Below are 19634 nucleotides of genomic sequence, written 5' to 3'. Positions count from 1 at the left end.
TGATGATCCGTTGAGGATTGATGGGAATCTTTGTTTCTCCGCCAGCATGTTTAACTATTCGTGTAGGTACTGCTGATGAAGAAATAGGTAAATTACTATCAAATTGACTGGCTTTGTTGTCAGTAACAGACTGATAAATCCAAAGTAAGATGATAGAAAATAAACCTATAAAAAATAATTTTATGTAACTTCTAAATTTAATTTTAGCCTCCTGAAAAATGTATAAAAAAGTAATCGATTTCAGATCCCCAACTTCCTCAAGAAGTCGGGGATCTAGTATTCCATACTAATTACCAACTAACGCGGTAATTAACACTAAGGGTTCGGCCTCGTTCATAGTTATTCAACAATTCATCAAGTCCACCACCTGCTTGAGAAAACACAGAAGAATATCTACTGTTAAATAGGTTTTGCACACCTACTTCTAGACTTCCTAAACCAATTTGAAAACTGCTGATGTAATCGACAACAATATAATCTTGAATTTTGACAAAATCACTGCCTGCTTCAAAACCGCGATCGCGATTTCCGACATAGAGTAATTGCAATCGATTACGCCAGCCTGGAGTAGTTTGATTTTCCACATAAGCTGTTAACTTCAATGGCTGCACTTCTAATGTCCGCAGAGCGTTGAAATCACCATCTTCATTTTGATCATCTTCTCCTTCAGTCCAAGTGAAACTACTTCCAAGTTTCCAATTGCTCGATGCTTGCCAGTCTATAGTCGCCTCAATCCCATAGTTTCTTTGGGGAGCGCGGATATATTGAATCGTACCGTCTGGCTGACCTCTGGAAGATAGACCCAGAGCAGAATAGTTAAAAAATCCTGCTATGGTTGTTTGGACATTGTTCCAATTACCGCGTATCCCAATTTCGTAGTTGTCTACCTTTTGCGGTTGGAGGAAGCGGACATCTCTGTCAAGGCTAAATCCAGGTGGTAGGAAGTTAAGGACGCGGAAGAGTTGTGGTACGGAATAACCTTGAGCAAAGTTGGCAAATACGCTCACTTCAGGCGTGACTTTATAGACAGTGCCAATATTAAATACGGTGTCACTAAAGTCTAGTTCACCACCAGCCACGCTCGGCCCGACATAGGGATCAAAGTTGTCATCAAATAAGGGTGTGAATTCATCTACACTAAAGTTAAAGCGTTCATGACGCAAACCACCGCTGAGAATTAATTGTTCGCTAGCATCCCATTGAAACTGAGCAAACAGTCCTAAGCCACTCAAATCAAAGGCTGGGTAATAGACTTGTTCCCCAATTTGACGCAGAACCCGGCGATCGCCACTGCCGGCATCAAATGCTACTGGATCAAATAACTCTTGGCGGGTAGCTCCTTCTTGTTGTCTCTCGTAATCAGATCCCCACAGCAAGGATACAGATGAACTTAGGGGGGTTTGAATCTGCAATCTCCCTCCAAACACTTCTTCTTCCGAACGGAAGCGATTGATGGAATCTGCAAACCGACCTCGATCATCTCTAGCTACGCCTAACTCTTCGGAACTCCGATAATAGGCTTGAGCTTGTAGTTTACTACTACCAAAAATGGCATCGTTGGTATAGCTGAGGTTAACAGATGTGCTGGTAATTCGGGGTGTATCTGTTCCTTGATATTCCTGTTCTTGTCTGAGGGCGCGAGTCCTTTGCAATCCAGGAATCGTGCGCGTCACTGGATCGGCAATGAAATTAATGTTGCGCGAGTTATTTCCACGATTGACGGTAAATTGCAGACGTTGATCCTTACCAATGTCTAATCCTATCTTGCCTAAGATATTGGCAGATACAGTGTCGTCTGATGTGGCGTTGTTGCTGGGAATGCGATCGCCACTGGCATCAAAGAAGCCGCCAACGCTATTGCGCGATATGGAAAACACATAGTCAAAGATGCCATCCTTACCGGAAAATCCATATTGCAGGTAATTACCAAAGCTATTTTCGCCCAAGAACGCATCACCGCCAGCCGCCGCGTTGATCCCAATTTGAGCAGTAGAAGTGAATCCTTGAGTGGTGGGTTTCCTTGTAATGATGTTAATTACCCCACCAGATGCACCTTGACCGAAGACAGCTGTAGGGCCTCGTACAACTTCAATCCTTTCAATCGCATCTGGGGAAATATACTCCAACTGAGTATTGACAAAGGAATTACCTTGCTGTGGTACACCATCAATCAGAATCGACACTGGACGACCCCGCAAAGTCTGAGCGTTACCTGCGCGGTTGAGTGAGTTTGGTGGCCCTAATCCTGGAACTGTTCGCCCTAAGATATCTCCTATATCATTCGTAGTAGCTGATTGTTTTTCAATTTCTTCACGGGTAATGACGGTGACAGAGCGAGGTATATTCGTAACGTCTTCTTCTGTACGCGTTGCTGTCACCACTAGTTCAATCGGATCATCAACTTCCGCAGTCGGTTGTTCTGGCTCGGTTTGAGTTGTGGGCTGTTCTGGTTCTGTGGTTGGCTCGGTTTGAGTTGTGGGCTGTTCTGGTTCTGTGGTTGGTTCGGTTTGAGTTGTGGGCTGTTCTGGTTCTGTGGTTGGTTCGGTTGTTGGTTGTTGTGCTGACTCTGCTACTGGTGTCAAACCAATAATTAAGCTCTCGTCAGAGTCGAATAACTCAGCCGTTGGTAGCCCGGAAGTTCCTGTCACAGTTATTTGGACAGTGTTGGCATTTTGATTGATAACTGTGACTTCCGTGATTCCCTTTGCTGGATTCTCTTGCCGAAATGTATTTTCACCTGATGCTAGACGCAGTTGGGCGTTGGGAATTTCAACAATGTAACTATTACCTTGACTGCGGTTGACAAGTTGCAAAGTTTCTGCGGCTGTTGTCCCTAAAAAGACCTCCAGACCCTTATCTGTTGTTTCCAACCTCACACTAGTTATGGCTGAGATTTCAGAAGAACTCGGCGCACTGGGTACAGGAGACTGAACTAGTTTGATTGATACCGATGGAGATGTTGAAATTTTTGGGGATGACTTTTGATGTAGACTCGCTTTTGCATCACTTGACGAGTTTCTCGATTCTGCATCTATAACTTCTACTTGCTTTCCCACCACCGGAGTAGTCGCTAAAAATATGGCAAAACCTGTCAATAAAAGGCTTTGAAAGAGGTAGTACTGGAACTTCATCTGTTTCACACTGGATTGCACCACTCAACTCACCACTCAAATAGTTCTGAGTTTATTAATACTTATTGGCATTAATTTTAAAATAATAAACTAATTTGTTCCAAATTTTTAGTAGTTTAATGCCCAAAGTTTTGCAAATTACTTTCAAATTTTACAAGTGTTGCAAAGCACGCATAAAATACCACAAACCGTACCAGAATTGACAATAAAATGTGATATTTCTGTAGAAATCTCCACTAGCAGCCTATACTCAGCAAGAATTTTGTATAGTTGGCTAGTAGCTTGATAAAAGCGGTAAGGCTTGTGATGACTACAACTTGACAAGTATACCTCTAGTCATAAAGAAAAACTTTCTCAATAATTAGAAAATAACTCATTTAGAGAAGTTGATAATTTTTTTTAAAAAAGGGGATTGCTAAATGCTAACTATTTGCATTAAGATACTGGTGTTGTATGAAGTTAGTTGCGGTACAAGCCAAGTCAGATTTACGAGCCATATCTTTGGTAAATAACAAATATCAGCTTGAATACAAGCTGTCTCACTCAGCTTTCACAAGGTGAGGGTTGCATGGACAGTGGCGCATTTTCCATGTCTTAGGTGTGCATCTCAATGACTCAACTTTCTCAGGGCTTAACAGAAATTGCCCAAAACTACTCAACGGTTGTTGATGTTCTACGTCACAGAAGTTTGACACAGCCGCAAAGGGAAGCTTTTACCTTCCTGCTAGATGGCGAAATACAAGCAGCAACACTCACTTACCAAGAGTTAGATCAACGTAGTCGCGCGATCGCCTCCCAACTACAAGCGATGGGGATGAGTGGTGAGCGCGTACTCCTGCTTTACTTACCAGGACTAGATTTTTTAACTGCTTTTTTTGGGTGTTTGTATGCAGGAGTAGTTGCAGTTCCTGCTTATCCACCGCACAATCAGCGTAATACTCCTAGAGTTCAGGCGATCGTGGCAGATGCTCAGGCCAAGATGGCACTGACAACAACAGCACTACTCCCAAAATTACAATCCCTACTATCGACAACAACTACAGAAAGCCTACAGTGGCTGGCCACTGATAACTTGCCTGAAAACATTGAAACTGCTTGGCAAGAGCCTAATATCAATCAAGATTCCCTAGCTTTCCTGCAATATACATCAGGTTCTACCGGCACACCCAAAGGCGTAATCCTCAGTCACAGCAACCTCCTGCACAATGCAGCCATGACTTATCAATTCATGGAACACTCGCCTGACAGTAAGTTTGTTTCATGGTTGCCTGTATATCATGACATGGGGCTAATTGGCGGCATTTTACAACCTTTGTATGGTGGATTTCCTTGTGTTTTGATGGCCCCGGCATTATTTCTACAAAGTCCTTACCGTTGGTTGCAAACAATTTCCTACTATCAAGGCACAACCAGTGGTGGCCCCAACTTTGCCTATGAATTGTGCGTACAAAAGATTACCCCTGAACAGAAAAAAACTTTAGACTTAACTAGTTGGAGCGTAGCTTTTAACGGTGCTGAACCTATTCGCCACGAAACTCTAGAGCGCTTTGCCGCTACTTTTGCAAAATGTGGTTTTCGTAAAGAGTCGTTCTATCCCTGTTACGGGATGGCGGAAGCAACTTTGATGGTAAGTGGAGTTGCAAAAACCGCCTCACCAACGATTAAAACAGTTAACAAATCGGCTCTCTCCCAAAACCAGATTATCGAAGCTCGTACAGATCAAGAAGATATCCAGAACTTTGTGGGTTGCGGTTACAGCCTACCACAACAAAATATTGTCATTGCCCATCCAGAGACTTTACAACAGTGTCAACCCCACGAAGTCGGAGAAATTTGGGTTTCCGGGCCGAGTGTTGGTCAAGGCTACTGGAGGTGCAGTCTAGAGACAGACCGAATTTTTCATGCTTATGTCCAAGACACCAAACAAGGCCCCTTTCTACGCACCGGAGACTTAGGCTTTTTAGACAATGGTGAACTCTTTATTACCGGTCGTTTGAAAGATTTAATCATCATTCGTGGTCGCAACCTGTATCCACAAGATATAGAATTGACCACAGAACGCAGTCATCCATTGTTACGTGCTGGTGCAGGAGCAGCGTTTGCAGTAGAAGTGGACAATGAAGAAAGACTTGTTGTAGTCCAAGAATTAGAGTTTCGCGCTAAACCAAACATTGACGAAGTGACAGCTAAAATTCGTCAAGCAGTTGCCGAAGCACACGAAATCCAAGTTTATGCAGTAGTTTTAATTAAAGCTGGTACTATTCCCAAAACTTCTAGTGGTAAGATTCAACGCCGTGCGACCAAAAAAGAGTATTTAGCAGGCAATCTCAATGTTATTGGCAGCAGTATTTTAGACAGTGTTGATAGTGAAGAAAGTGAGCCTAGCTTAACTCGTGAGGTAATCTTGGCGGCAGCACCTCAACAGCAGGAATCCTTACTTATATCCTATCTCAGACAAAAAATTGCTCAAATACTAGGCGGTGCAGCATTTTCTATAGACTTAGAACAACCTTTGACGAGTTTGGGGTTAGATTCTTTAAAAGTCTTTGAGGTGAAAAATCATATAGAAGCTATCTGTGGTATCAATGTCTCAGTAGTAGACCTTTTTCAAAGTTCCAGCATCAAACATTTGGTAACGCAGATATTGGAACGATTAGCAACAGCATCTCAGAGTAGTGGTATTGTGCATCCCCAGCCGAGAACAGAAAATTTACCTCTATCCTATGCACAGCAGAGGCTCTGGTATTTGCAAAAATTACAACCTGATAGCTCTTTTTATAATATTGCCGTTGCCTTAGATCTCAAAGGTGTACTCAACATCCAGGCTCTTGAAAGCAGCTTCAATGCAATTGTGCAACGTCACGAAGCTTTGCATACCAGTTTCAAAACTGTGGACGGGACACCAAAACAAGAGATTTGCCCTAGTGTAAGTATAGAAGTACCTGTAGTTGATTTGCGGAATTTTGCGGCAAGCGATCGCCCCACCGAATTACAAAAAATTACACTCGAAGCAGCTCAACAGCCATTTGATTTAACCACAGCACCATTGTTGCGAGTTACTCTAGTACATTGCAGCGAGCAAGAATACACATTGTTACTTGTCATGCACCACATCATTGCTGATGGTTGGTCAATGGGAGTACTCATTCATGAACTGACTGTACTGTACCAAGCTTTTACTCAGAGTCAACCCTTACCCTTACCTGAGTTAACCATTCAGTATGCAGACTATACTATCTGGCAACGGCAATGGTTAGACGGGGAAGTTCTAGAAACTCAACTAGCATACTGGCAAAAACAACTCAAGAACCTGCCAGCCTTAGAACTACCTACTAATTATCACCGACCCACAGTACAAACATTTCAAGGCAAACGACAACCTGTAGTTATTTCTGAATCTCTGACAGCCGCATTAAAACTACTTAGCCAACAGCAGGGAGTCACTTTATTTATGACTCTGCTAGCAGCTTTTGATGTGTTGTTGTGCTGGTACACCAACGAGGATGACATTGTAGTCGGTACAGACATTGCTAACCGTAATCAAGTTCAGACCCACGGATTAATCGGGTTTTTTGTCAACCAATTAGTGCTGCGTACAAATCTGTCTGATAATCCTACCTTTATAGAATTACTCACACAAGTGCGTCAGATAACTATAGAAGCTTATACGAATCAAGATGTGCCTTTTGACAAATTAGTAGAAGTTTTAAATCCAGAACGAACTTTAAATCGGACACCATTATTTCAAGTCAAGCTGGTATTGCAAAATACACCCATGCCACCTGTAACACTTTTTAGTTTGAGTGTAGGCGTTACCGAAGTTGATAATCACACTGCCAAATATGATTTACTTTTGAATTTCACAGAAACAGAACAAGGTCTAATCGGGTGGTTAGAATACAGCACAGACTTATTTGCAGTAGCAACTATCACGCGTTTGCTGTCAAATTTAGTCAATCTTTTAGAAACTCTCGTTGTTAAACCTCAACTCAGGATTAATGAATTGAAAGAAATACTGACTCAAGCTGACCAAAAACACCAACTTGCACAAGAACAAGAACTAAAACAAGCTCGTCTGCAAAAATTTCAGAACCTAAAGCGCAAAGTTATTACAGAAGAGTTTGCATTATGAAAAACTCTGAAACTTATAATACTGGTATCAAAAAATTACCAACAATCAAACGACAAACTATTAGTCTCTCCCAAGAGCAACTGATTAAGACAGAATTTTTTCAGTCTGAGAAAACTTTACCATTGATCATTAAACCTAACGTAGAAGGAATTAATCTTTTAGCTTGGATTAGAAGTAATCAATCTTTGATAGAAACAGAATTGCTCAAATACGGAGGCATACTTTTTCGCAACTTTAATGTCAACGGCGTAGGAGAATTTGAGCAGTTTATCGAAATTGTATCAGGTAATTTATTAGAGTATAAAGAACGTTCTTCACCACGCAGTCATGTTAGTGGTAATATCTATACCTCTACTGACTATCCTGCTAATCAAAGCATTTTCTTACACAACGAAAATTCCTATCAGCAAACTTGGCCTTTAAAAATATTCTTTTTCTGTGTCACAGCAGCACAGCAAGGAGGAGAAACACCAATTGCTGATGTCAGAAAAGTATATCAACGCATCAGTCCTCAAGTTAGAGAAAAATTTAGTCAAAGGCAAGTCATGTATGTTCGCAACTTCGGCAAAGGATTTGGTTTACCTTGGCAAACAGTTTTTCAAACAAATGATCCGCTTCAAGTAGAAGAATATTGCCGCAAAAATGATATCGAAGTTGAATGGACAGAAAATAATTGCTTGAGAACCAGACAAATTCGTCAGGCTGTAACTAAGCACCCCAAAACAGGTGAAATGCTGTGGTTTAATCACGCTGCGTTTTTTCACATATCAACTTTAGAACCGATAATGCGTGATTCCCTACTAGCAGAATTTTCAGAATCAGACTTACCGCAGAACACTTATTATGGTGACGGTTCACCTATTGAATCTACAGTTTTAGATGAAATTCGTTCCGCTTATCAACAAGAAACAGTGATGTTTCTCTGGCAACAAGGAGATATCCTCATGCTAGATAATATGCTAGTTGCTCATGGACGTGCGCCATTTGTAGGTGACAGAAAAATTGTAGTGGGAATGTCAACCCCGGTGAAGAATTCAGAATTAAATAATTGCTAGGGTGCCTCAGTATGAATAATTTTTTAGAATAGTTAGATTTTACGGCATTAATTGACGCACCCTAGATTTTGGATATTATCAAGTTATTTAGAGGTCAAGAATAAAGGCATAAATATGCAAGAAGATATTAGAGGGTTTCGTTTATCTCCACAACAAAAGCACTTATGGTTGTTGCAAAAAACTGATACAATGCAGCCTTATCGTGTGCAGTTTAGTGTTGATATTAATGGTAGATTTGATCGTCAAATTTTTAATCAAGCTTTAAAAGTTGTCTGGCAGCATCAAGAAATTTTACGCACTTCTTTTCGTTTTTTACAAGGGATGGATATTCCCATTCAAATTATCAATGATAGTATATTAGATACTATTCCTCTAATTCAAGAATATAATTTTGGTGATTTAACTGTTCAATTACAAGCAGAAAATATCGCCATTTTGTTTGACAAGTTCAGCAAATTACCTTTGAATTTTGAACAATTACCACTTGTAAATATTGCTCTTGTACAACTGTCTATTGAAAAACATAAATTGATTTTGAGTTTGCCTGCTATTTGTGCCGACACAATTGCATTAAAAAATTTGGTTAAGGAAATTGCTGATACTTACTCAGCTTGCTTGTGTGGTCACAAATTACCTAATGGGGTGATACAATATGCAGATATATCGGAAATTTTCAATGATTTACTATTCTCAGAAGAAACAAAACTAGGTAAAGAGTATTGGTGGAAACAAGATTTTGCTGCATTAACTAACTTACAGCTAAAAAGCGAAAATAAAATCACTGTTAAGACTAAATTTGCACCCAAGTTTCTCGTCTCAAAACTTGAGCATAATTTAAAGGTTAACATTGCAAAAATTGCTTATCAATATAATACTTCTACGGCTAAAGTTTTACTGACTTGCTTTACAATTTTGCTATGGCGACTGACAAAACAGCCTCAGATGATTGTTGGGGTTGCTCATGATGGTCGCAATTATGAAGGTCTAGAGTCGGCGTTAGGACTATTTGCCAAGTATTTACCACTTATTTGTGAATTAAAAGATAACCTGAAATTTAGTGAAGTTTTGCAGCAAATCCATGAATTGACTATTAAAAATTCTGAGTGGCAGGAATATTTTTCTGTAGAAGATATAGGAGCATCTTTCCTGCCATTTTGTTTTGAGTTTGAACATAGAGAAGCAAAGTATGCTGTTGATGAGCTAGAATTTTCTATTGATCAACAGTATGCTTATATTGACCGATTTAAAATTAAACTCTCTGGTTGGAGTCAAGATGATTGTCTTGGCTATGAGTTGCACTACGACACTTGTCTATTTACGACTGATGCTATCGAGCGATTAGCGGGACAATTTCAGAGTTTGTTAATTAGTGTTGTTACTAATCCTCAAGCAGTTATTAGTAGCTTAAATATTTTAAACGATCGCGATCGCCAACAACTCTTAGTTGAGTTCAACAATACCCAAACTTCTTACCAAAGCGATAAGTGCATCCAAGACTTATTGACTGCACAAGTGGAGCAAACACCAGATAATATCGCTGTTATCTGTGGTAGTCAACAACTCACTTACCGAGAATTAAATGCTCAAGCTAATCAACTAGCTCACTACCTACAACAATTGGGTGTGAAGCCAGAGGTGTTGGTAGGTATTTGCGTTGAGCGTTCTTTATCGACTGTAGTTGGGGTGTTAGGAATTCTCAAAGCTGGTGGTGCTTATGTCCCTATCGAGCCAACCTATCCACCAGAAAGACAGGCTTTTATCTTAGCTGATAGTCAAATATCAATACTTCTCACCCAACAGCATCTAGTAAGCAGCTTACCTACAGAAGGTATCAAAACTATTTGTCTAGATACAAACTGGGAAGACATAGCTCAACAGCCACAAGACAACCCAATTAGCCAAACCACCCCACAAAACTTAGCTTATGTTATCTATACCTCTGGTTCCACCGGCAAACCCAAAGGCACATTGATTCCACACCGAGGATTGGTTAATTATCTTAGCTGGTGTACCCAAGCTTATACGATAGCTCAAGGTAATGGTACTCTTGTCCACTCTCCTTTAGGATTTGACCTGACAATTACCAGCCTGTTTTCACCTTTATTGGTAGGTCGTTCCGTAGAATTATTACCAGAACATAAAGGTATTGAAACACTTTCTACTGCTTTACGTCGCAGTTCTAACTTGAGTTTGGTGAAAATCACACCTGCTCACTTAGAATTACTCGCAGGACAATTATCCCCTGAAACAGCGGCAGGTTGTACTAGAGCATTAATTATTGGCGGTGAAAATCTTTTAGCCAAAAATGTTAGTTTTTGGCAAAATTTTGCCCCTGATACCATGCTGGTGAATGAATACGGCCCCACAGAAACCGTTGTTGGCTGTTGCGTTTATCAAGTAACCAAAGGTCAACAATATTCTGGCTCAATTCCTATCGGTCGTCCGATTGCCAATACACAGCTTTATGTACTAGATGAGAACTTACAACCCGTTGGTGTGGATGAAGAAGGAGAACTGTACATTGGTGGTGATGGTGTAGCACGAGGCTACTTAAACAGACCAGAATTGACGGCTGAAAAATTTATTCCTAATCCTTTTAGTCATACTCCAGGAACACGACTTTATAAAACGGGTGATTTGGTACGTCACCGTAAAGATGGTGATTTGGAATTTCTAGGAAGAATTGATAATCAAGTCAAATTAAGAGGTTTTCGGATTGAGTTAGCAGAAATTGAAGCAGCTATTCTTGAACATTCCAATGTAAAAGAAGCTGTGGTATTGTTGCGAGAAGATGTACCAGGAAATCAACGTTTAGCTGCATATATAGTTTTTGATGCTAAATCACCTTTTGCTACTACTGAATTGGGTCAATTTTTAGCAGATAAACTACCAGAGTACATGATTCCATCAGCTTTTGTAGAACTTGAGATTTTACCTTTGACTACTAACGGCAAAGTGGATAGAAAAACACTTCCAATACCAGATGAATTCAGACCAGATTTAGAAGTCGCTTATGTTGCACCCAGCACAGAGATAGAAAAAACTATTACTGCTGTTTGGCAAGATGTACTCCATTTAGAAAAAGTAGGAATTCACGATAACTTTTTTGATGTTGGTGGTCACTCTTTGCTGGTGGCTCAAGTTCACAATCAACTGCGGGAACTGTTAAAGCTTGATTTATCAATGATTGAATTGCTTGAATATCCCACGATTCATTCTTTAGCAAAATATTTAACTCAAGAGCAGGATTCCGCATTGGAATTGCAACTAGTTCACGACCGGACGCAAAAACAAAAAGCTGCTATTAATCGTCAAAAAGGATTACGTAGCAGCAGATGAATGAAGTCGGAAGTCGATAAAAATTACTAGGAGAAGGGTATGGTCAAAACTACAGATTTTCAAACTATCAATAAACTACGTTTAAAATTGACGACTTCAGCTTTTCCTTATTTGAGATCGAGTTATTAATTAACGTTTAAAAGTGTATCTTTCTTTAACCCAAAGGTACGCAGCGAAAAGTATGAGCGCCGACTTCCTCCGTAGACGCGCAAGCGGCTTGTCGTCAGACATCATCACTTTTCAAGAGAAAGTTTTTTTGAATTATTAAGTGTTTGGATGAATTAATGAGTAGCTCAGAAATAGAAGGTATTGCAATTATCGGGATGGCGGGACGCTTTCCGAAAGCCAAAGATTTAGATGAATTTTGGCAGAATCTTCGGGATGGTGTTGAGGCTATTTCTCAATTAACTGACGAAGATGTAATTTCTACAGGTATTGAACCTAGCGTAATCAATGATCCTAAACATATTAAAGCAGGGGCTATATTAGAAGATATAGATTTATTTGATGCGGCATTTTTTGGTTTTAATCCTAAAGAAGCAGCCATTACTGATCCACAGCATCGTCTATTTTTAGAATGTGCTTGGTCTGCTTTAGAAAATGCTGGTTACAACTCCGAAAATTATCCTGGTCAAATAGGAGTTTATGCTGGTACAGGTTGGAACAGTTATCTATTATTTAACCTCACTCAGAACCGAGGTTTTTTAGGCACAGCTATTGATTATCAAACACTGATTGGCAATGAAAAAGATAACCTTGCCACACGGGTTGCTTATAAGTTAAATCTCAAAGGGCCAAGTATTGGAGTTCAAACAAATTGTTCTACATCTTTAGTTGCTATTTATTTAGCTTGTCAAAGTTTACTCAATTACCAATGTGATATGGCTTTAGCAGGTGGCGTGAGTGTCAACGTCCTGCAAAAAGCCGGTTACATATATCAAGAAGGGGGTGTTTTGTCTCCTACTGGTCAATGTCGTGCCTTTGATGCTAAATCCCAAGGAACAGTAGGTGGGAGTGGTTTAGGCGTTGTAGTGTTGAAGCGATTAGAAGATGCGATCGCTGATAGAGATTGCATCCATGCGGTGATTAAAAGTGTGGCTGTCAATAACGACGGTGCAGCTAAAGTTGGCTACACAGCACCAAGTATAGAAGGACAAGCAAAAGTCATTGCAGAAACCCTAGCTTTGGGTGATATCAATCCCGAAACCGTTACTTATATCGAAACTCACGGTACTGGTACAGCTTTAGGAGACCCGATTGAGATTAAAGCTTTAACCAAAGCTTTTCGCGCCAATACTCAAAAGCAGGGATTTTGCGCCATTGGTTCTGTAAAAACTAACATTGGCCACTTGGATGCGGCGGCGGGAATTGCCAGCTTGATCAAAACTGTTTTGGCACTTAAACATAAACAAATCCCACCCAGTTTGCATTTTGAGCAGCCTAATCCCGAAATTGATTTCGCTAACAGTCCCTTTTACGTCAACAATAAACTATCAACATGGGAAAGAAACGGCACTCCTAGACGCGCAGGTGTAAGTTCTTTTGGAATTGGGGGAACTAACGCTCATGTGATTCTAGAAGAAGCACCAGTTTTAGGGGAGCAGAAAAGCAGCACTTCTCTACGAGACGCTACGCGAACGACTGCGCTCAGTGACCGAGGAGCAGAGGAGCAGGGGAAAAAATATCAGCTGTTAGTTCTGTCTGCAAAAACAGAATCAGCACTGGTAACGGCTGCGGCTAATCTTGCAGATCACCTCAAGCAAAATCCAGACATTAACTTGGCTGATGTAGCTTACACATTGCAGGTAGGGCGACGGACTTTCAACTATAGACAAGCGGTTGTCTGTCGTGATGTCGAAGATGCGATCGCGGCTTTGCAAAATCCCCAACGAGTCAAATCCAGCTTTCAAGAGGCTCAAGAACATCCTGTGGCTTTTATGTTTCCGGGTTTGGGAACTCACTATGTGGATATGGCTGGGGAACTATACGAAGGTGAGTTAGTATTCAGGCAACAAGTTGATAATTGCTGTGAACTCCTCAAACCGATTTTGGGTCTTGATTTACGGGATGTATTGTATCCTCAATCCTCTAAAAAAAGCGCGGTTGGGACTACAGGTTTAGATTTGCGAAAAATGTTAGGTCGGGATGTAGAACCAGCAGATGCAGCCACACAACAACTCAATCAAACCTTTCTTACCCAGCCGGCTGTATTCGTAATTGAATATGCTGTGGCGCAATTGTGGATGTCGTGGGGAATTCGCCCGATGGCGATGATTGGCTACAGTTTGGGTGAATATGTAGCCGCAACTCTCGCCGGAGTTCTTTCCCTGGAAGATGCGCTCACATTGGTAGCCAAAAGAGCGCAAATGATCCAAGAGTTGCCTAGTGGTGCCATGTTAGCTGTTCCACTAACAGAAAAAGAAGTCTATCCCCTACTAGGTGAGCAACTATCGTTATCAGCTGTAAATGGAAATTCTTTGTGTGTAGTTGCTGGGCCTATAGAAGCTGTAGAGGAACTAGAACAGAAATTAACCAAACAAGGAGTGGCTTGCCGGCGGCTGGTTACTTCTCATGCCTTCCATTCCACCATGATGGAAGCGATCACGCCTACTCTTAGAGATTTAGTCGCCACCTTCAACCTGCAACCTCCCCAAATTCCCTATATTTCCAACGTCACTGGTACTTGGATTACTCCAGCCGCAGCCATAGACCCAGAATATTGGGTGCAGCATTTGTGTCAGCCCGTGCTGTTTGCTGCGGGAATCAATCATTTATCGGCAAGACATAACCCAGTTTTATTAGAAGTAGGGCCGGGACAGTCTTTAAGCAGCTTGGCAATGCAATGTTTAGAAAGCGATCGAGTTGTATTACCTTCGTTGCGTTATGCTTACGAACAACAATCAGACGTTGGCTTTTTGCTGAACACATTAGGTCAACTGTGGCTCTCAGGAGTGCAGATAGACTGGTCAGGATTTTATGCAGAAGAAAAACGCGATCGCCTACCTTTACCAACCTATCCTTTTGAAAGACAACGTTATTGGATTTCACCAGCTAAACAAACATCTGTTGCCCTCAATTCGGAGTCAATTGCAGAGGAAACAGAAACAACAAAAACTCTAGAATCTGTTTTCTCTCCGCAATCGCGCTCTAATCTTCGTAATCCTTACGTTGCACCTACTAACGAAATTGAGAGCCGCATTGCTACCCTTTATCAAGAATTATTGGGTATTGAACAAGTTGGAATTTATGACAATTTCTTTGAATTAGGTGGTCACTCACTGTTAGGTATTCAACTGATTTCTCAACTCCGCAAAGATTTTGATGTAGAGATGTCACTGCGTCCTTTGTTTGAAGCACCTACAGTCAGTGAATTAGCTTTAGTAATTGAAGAAATGCTCATAGCAGAGCTAGAAGAATTACCAGAAGATACTGTGCAACAATTTGTTTTAGTTGCACCAAAATCAGAACAAACACTTTCAGCCAATACTCAACAACGTTATAAATTACCCAACAATTTAGAAATTGCCTATCAAACCAAAGCAGAAGCTGATTATTTCTACGAAGATATTTTTCAAAATCAGGTGTATGTCAAACATGGAATTACGTTAGGCGATCGCGCCTGTATTTTTGATGTGGGAGCAAACATCGGCATGTTTACACTTTTTATGGCTCAACACTGTCAAAATCCCACAATTTATGCTTTTGAACCTGCTCCACCTTTGTTTGAAATCCTCCGCCTGAATACGAATTTGTATGAAGTAAATGCTAAACTTTTCAACTTTGGGGTATCCAACCAAACAAAAACAGCTACCTTTACGTTTTATCCCAACAGTTCTGGGATGTCTTCCTTTTATGCTGACAAAGAAGAAGAAAAGGAAGTCTTAAAAGCTATCATGCTCAATCAGCTAGAAACTGGCATGACTGGCATGGATAAAGTCATGGAACATGCTGATGAGTTATTAGAAGAAAGATTCAAAGAACAGCATTATAACTGTCAATTAAAAACCCTGTCTGACATCATTAGCGAACAAAACGTCAAATCTATAGACTTACTCAAAATTGACGTTCAAAAATGTGAAATGGAAGTAATAGAAGGCATTCAAGCACAAGATTGGTCAAAAATTCGGCAGATTGTGATTGAGGTACACGACATAGAAGGAAGGCTCGAACAGATAACTAATTTGTTAAAAAAACAAGGGTATCAAGTTGTAGCCGAACAAGAAGATTTGTATCAAGGCTCAAATATCTATAACGTTTACGCTATCCGTAGCTAAACATTTATCCCCTTCTCTAAATCAAGAAGGGGAGCAAACTTGATCAATATACCAAAAAACAATTCAAATTATGGAAATTCAAGTAGTTGGTGTTATTGGAGCAGGAGTTATGGGGGTCGGAATGGCTCAAAACCTTGCTCAAACTGGTCATCAAGTAATTCTCGTAGATATCTCAGAAGATATTCTCAATCAAGCTACACAGCAAATTAAAAATAACATCAGATTTCAAAGTCTATTTCAAAAAACCGAGAATCCCACAAGTCCCGACACTATCCTGAGTAAAATTAAGTTTTCTACAAATTATAAATTTTTGGAAAATGCAGAATTTATTATAGAAAATGTCACCGAAAAGTGGGATATTAAAAATAGGGTATATCAGCAAATAGATACTATTTGTTCACCAGATTGTATATTTGCAGCTAACACATCAGCAATATCTATTACCCGTATTGCTTCAATAACTAAACGGGCTACTAAAGTCATTGGCACACATTTTATGAATCCAGTGCCAATGAAGCCAATGGTAGAAGTAATTCGTGGTTATCACACTTCGGATGATACCATTGTAACAACGAAGCAAATGTTAGCGCAAATGGGTAAAGACTGCATCATTGTCAATGATGCACCTGGATTCGTTTCCAATCGTGTGTTGATGCTGACTATCAACGAAGCCATCTTTCTTTTGCAAGACCAAGTAGCAACAGCAGAAGAAGTTGATCGGATCTTCAAAAGTTGCTTTGGTCATAAAATGGGGCCGCTAGAAACAGCAGATTTAATTGGTTTAGACACGATTTTATTTTCCATTGAAGTTTTATATGAAAGCTTCAATGATAGTAAATATCGACCTTGTATCCTGCTCAAAAAAATGGTGGATGCAGGATTGTATGGGAGAAAAAGTGGTAAGGGATTTTATGCTTATAGCGTTTCTTAAGTAACTAATACCAATTTAATGTGAAGCTGCACTAAATGAGTAACTCTCTATTCTTGGCGCTCTTGGCGTACTTGGCGGTTCGTTTAATATTCTATGCATCTTCATAGAGAATTAGTATAAGGTAAATCAAAATCTTGTTTAACACGGTTAATAGCTTTGAAAATGTACTTCACTAGGTCGGAAACCGCTATATCAATGAAATAAGTTAATCAACAGTCAACAGTCAACAAAAGTTGATAAAATATGGCAGAAATTCAAACCCAAATCAAAGCATTTCTTTCTAAATTTTTCGGCAATCATGACTTACAGCCGGATGAAGATATTTTTTCTCTAGGATTCGTCAACTCGATGTTTGCCATGCAATTAGTGTTGTTTGTTGAACAACAATTTCAAATTTCTATCGATAATGAAGACTTAGATTTTGAAAATTTCCGCACTATCAATGCTATTACCAAACTCGTAGAACGTAAAACAGCCTTATTCGCCTCTAATTAAACAATGCAACTAGAACTAAATGACCAACAAAAAAACGCTCAAGCTGAGTTTAGAAAATTCGTTGAGCAAGAAATTATTCCTTATGCCAGTGGATGCGATCGCCAGGAACATACCCCTAAACATTTAATTGATAAATTAGCCCAAAAAGGCGTTTTATCAGCCATACTACCTCGACAATTCAACGGCAAAGAAATGGACATGATTACCTTCGGTCTATTGAACGAAGAAATCGGTCGTGGTTGTTCTTCTTTACGAAGTTTGTTAACAGTTCATAGTATGGTTTCCCAGGCAATGTATAAATGGGGAAGCAAATCACAAAAAGAAAATTGGCTACCCAAATTAGCATCAGGTAAAGTTATCGCTGCTTTTGCCTTAAGCGAACCAAATGTTGGCAGTGATGCTAAAAGTGTAGAAACAACAGCCAAATTAGTAGATAATGTTTTTATATTGAATGGGCAAAAAAAATGGATTACCTACGGACAAGTTGCTGATATTTTTTTAGTATTTGCTCAATATGCTGGTCAATCTTCAGCTTTTTTAGTTGCAAAAAATACCCCCGGATTGGTGATTAAACCAATTTCTGGAATGCTAGGCGTAAAAGCTTCGATGTTAGCTGAATTGCACTTTGAAGAATGCTGCATTCCCCAAGAAAATTTAGTGGGACGCGTCGGTTTTGGTTTTTCTCATGTAGCTGCTACTGCATTAGATTATGGCAGATACAGTGTTGCTTGGGGTTGTATAGGGATTGCTCAAGCTTCTTTAGAAGCCTGCATTCAATATACAAATCAACGCCAGCAATTTGGTGTTTATCTCAAAGAACATCAATTAATTCGGCAAATGATTACAGAGATGCTAACTAATCTCAAAGCAGCCAGATTGCTATGTTATCAAGCTGGTTATCTCAAAGATATTGGTGATCCTCGTTCAATTACTGAAACTTCTATAGCTAAATATTTCGCATCCACCACGGCTACGAAAATAGCTAATGATGCGGTACAAATTCACGGTGGTAATGGTTGTAGTAGTGAATATCCTGTAGAAAGATATCTCCGCGATGCCAAAATCATGGAAATTATTGAAGGTAGTACGCAAATTCAACAAATTGCGATCGCCGACTACGCCTATCAAGAATATTTGTCACAACCTGTTCAGTCTCTGATGGCTCCAAAGTTAGTGGCAAGGATGTAAAAATGATTAATATTCCCAATGAATTAGTTCGACAACAATCAGTAGAAAAACAAATCATTAAATGCGTAGTCTGGGATTTAGATAATACCTTATGGCATGGTGTGTTATTAGAAGATAAGCAAGTTGACTTGCGCGGAAATATCATTGATATTATCCATACTTTAGATAGCAGAGGTATCTTACAATCCATTGCTAGCAAGAATGATTATGACATAGCAATGAATAAACTGGTAGAATTGGGCTTACAAGATTATTTTTTATATCCCCAAATTAACTGGAATTCTAAATCTAGTTCTTTGCAAGAAATCGCTAAAATAATCAATATTGGTTTGGATGCGATCGCTTTTATTGATGACCAGTTATTTGAACTAGAAGAAGTCAAATTTTCTCTACCAGAAATTTCCTGTATCAATGCCTCAGAATTGGCAAAATTATTAGATATGCCAGCGATGAATCCGCGTTTTATAACAGCAGATTCTCGCCAGAGAAGGTTAATGTACCTAAGCGATATTCAGCGTCAAAATGCAGAAACAGAGTTTGTCGGCACATCAGAGGAATTTCTAGCCACGCTGCAAATGTCTTTTACTATATCCACAGCCCAAACAGAAGATTTACAAAGAGCAGAAGAATTAACCCAAAGAACCAATCAATTAAATACAACTGGTTATACATATTCTTATGATGAACTCAATTATTTTCGTCAATCAGCACAACACAAATTATTAATTGCCAGTTTAGATGACAAATATGGCAGTTACGGCAAAATCGGGTTAGCACTAATAGAATGTCAAGCTAGCCTGTGGACAATTAAACTGTTGCTGATGTCATGCCGAGTTATGTCCAGAGGTGTCGGCACAATTATGCTCAACCATATAATGAATTTGGCTAAAACAAATCATGCTCGTTTATGTGCAGAATTTTTACCCAATAATCGCAATCGCATGATGTATGTTGCGTACAAATTTGCTGGATTTAAAGAAATTGGAAAAGACGGTGATTTAGTAATTTTAGAAAACGATTTAACTCGCATTCAATCCTTTCCCGATTACGTGAAAGTTGAGATTTTACATTAGGAATAATGTTGAGTAG

The 19634-nt window shown here is 39.7% G+C and carries 9 protein-coding genes; 8 read left to right on the top strand and 1 reads right to left on the bottom strand.

What is annotated here, in order from left to right; all coding sequences use genetic code 11:
* Positions 1 to 290: 290 nt before the first annotated feature.
* Positions 291 to 3155, bottom strand: coding sequence for a TonB-dependent receptor domain-containing protein (locus I8751_RS18080; RefSeq protein WP_318780344.1), 2865 nt, complete (start codon positions 3153 to 3155; stop codon positions 291 to 293).
* Between the two features lie 586 nt (positions 3156 to 3741).
* Here I8751_RS18080 and I8751_RS18075 point away from each other — a divergent pair.
* The 8 genes from I8751_RS18075 to I8751_RS18040 all read left to right on the top strand — a co-directional run bounded on the left by I8751_RS18075 (position 3742) and on the right by I8751_RS18040 (position 19618).
* A complete protein-coding gene (locus I8751_RS18075; protein ID WP_214440507.1) occupies positions 3742 to 7263 on the top strand; it encodes a condensation domain-containing protein in 3522 nt (1173 codons plus the stop codon).
* The gene (locus I8751_RS18070) at positions 7260 to 8318 is read left to right on the top strand and encodes a TauD/TfdA family dioxygenase (RefSeq protein WP_214440506.1); all 1059 of its coding nucleotides are present in this window, start codon (positions 7260 to 7262) and stop codon (positions 8316 to 8318) included. Before I8751_RS18075 ends, I8751_RS18070 begins: the two co-directional genes overlap by 4 nt.
* Before the next feature lie 114 nt (positions 8319 to 8432).
* Positions 8433 to 11657, top strand: coding sequence for a non-ribosomal peptide synthetase (locus I8751_RS18065; RefSeq protein WP_214440505.1), 3225 nt, complete (start codon positions 8433 to 8435; stop codon positions 11655 to 11657).
* Positions 11658 to 11941: 284 nt separating this feature from the next.
* Positions 11942 to 15931 (top strand): type I polyketide synthase, encoded by a 3990-nt coding sequence (locus I8751_RS18060; RefSeq protein ID WP_214440504.1) that lies wholly within the window; start codon positions 11942 to 11944, stop codon positions 15929 to 15931.
* A gap of 70 nt (positions 15932 to 16001) precedes the next feature.
* Positions 16002 to 16862: a 3-hydroxyacyl-CoA dehydrogenase family protein gene (locus I8751_RS18055; RefSeq protein WP_214440503.1), complete on the top strand. Its 861-nt coding sequence runs from the start codon at positions 16002 to 16004 to the stop codon at positions 16860 to 16862.
* 243 nt (positions 16863 to 17105) lie between these two features.
* Positions 17106 to 17357: an acyl carrier protein gene (locus I8751_RS18050; RefSeq protein ID WP_214440502.1), complete on the top strand. Its 252-nt coding sequence runs from the start codon at positions 17106 to 17108 to the stop codon at positions 17355 to 17357.
* A 3-nt stretch (positions 17358 to 17360) separates the two neighbouring features.
* Positions 17361 to 18545, top strand: a complete 1185-nt coding sequence (locus tag I8751_RS18045) for an acyl-CoA dehydrogenase family protein (RefSeq protein WP_214440501.1) — start codon at positions 17361 to 17363, stop codon at positions 18543 to 18545.
* A 2-nt stretch (positions 18546 to 18547) separates the two neighbouring features.
* Positions 18548 to 19618 carry an HAD-IIIC family phosphatase gene (locus I8751_RS18040; RefSeq protein WP_214440500.1) on the top strand — a complete coding sequence of 357 codons (1071 nt, stop codon included), beginning with the start codon at positions 18548 to 18550 and terminating at the stop codon, positions 19616 to 19618.
* The last annotated feature ends 16 nt before the right edge of the window (positions 19619 to 19634 follow it).

This window comes from Atlanticothrix silvestris CENA357 (genome assembly GCF_016056295.1).
Classification (GTDB): domain Bacteria; phylum Cyanobacteriota; class Cyanobacteriia; order Cyanobacteriales; family Nostocaceae; genus Atlanticothrix; species Atlanticothrix silvestris.
The sequence above is the reverse complement of the archived record's forward strand: the minus strand, read 5'-3'. Positions and strand labels throughout refer to the sequence as shown.

Bases quoted from the DNA above. Each gene is read 5' to 3' on its own strand.
- I8751_RS18050 (WP_214440502.1), top strand. From the start codon at position 17,106: ATGGCAGAAATTCAAACCCAAATCAAAGCATTTCTTTCTAAATTTTTC.
- I8751_RS18070 (WP_214440506.1), top strand. From the start codon at position 7,260: ATGAAAAACTCTGAAACTTATAATACTGGTATCAAAAAATTACCAACA.
- I8751_RS18065 (WP_214440505.1), top strand. From the start codon at position 8,433: ATGCAAGAAGATATTAGAGGGTTTCGTTTATCTCCACAACAAAAGCAC.
- I8751_RS18055 (WP_214440503.1), top strand. From the start codon at position 16,002: ATGGAAATTCAAGTAGTTGGTGTTATTGGAGCAGGAGTTATGGGGGTC.
- I8751_RS18060 (WP_214440504.1), top strand. From the start codon at position 11,942: ATGAGTAGCTCAGAAATAGAAGGTATTGCAATTATCGGGATGGCGGGA.
- I8751_RS18045 (WP_214440501.1), top strand. From the start codon at position 17,361: ATGCAACTAGAACTAAATGACCAACAAAAAAACGCTCAAGCTGAGTTT.
- I8751_RS18075 (WP_214440507.1), top strand. From the start codon at position 3,742: ATGACTCAACTTTCTCAGGGCTTAACAGAAATTGCCCAAAACTACTCA.
- I8751_RS18040 (WP_214440500.1), top strand. From the start codon at position 18,548: ATGATTAATATTCCCAATGAATTAGTTCGACAACAATCAGTAGAAAAA.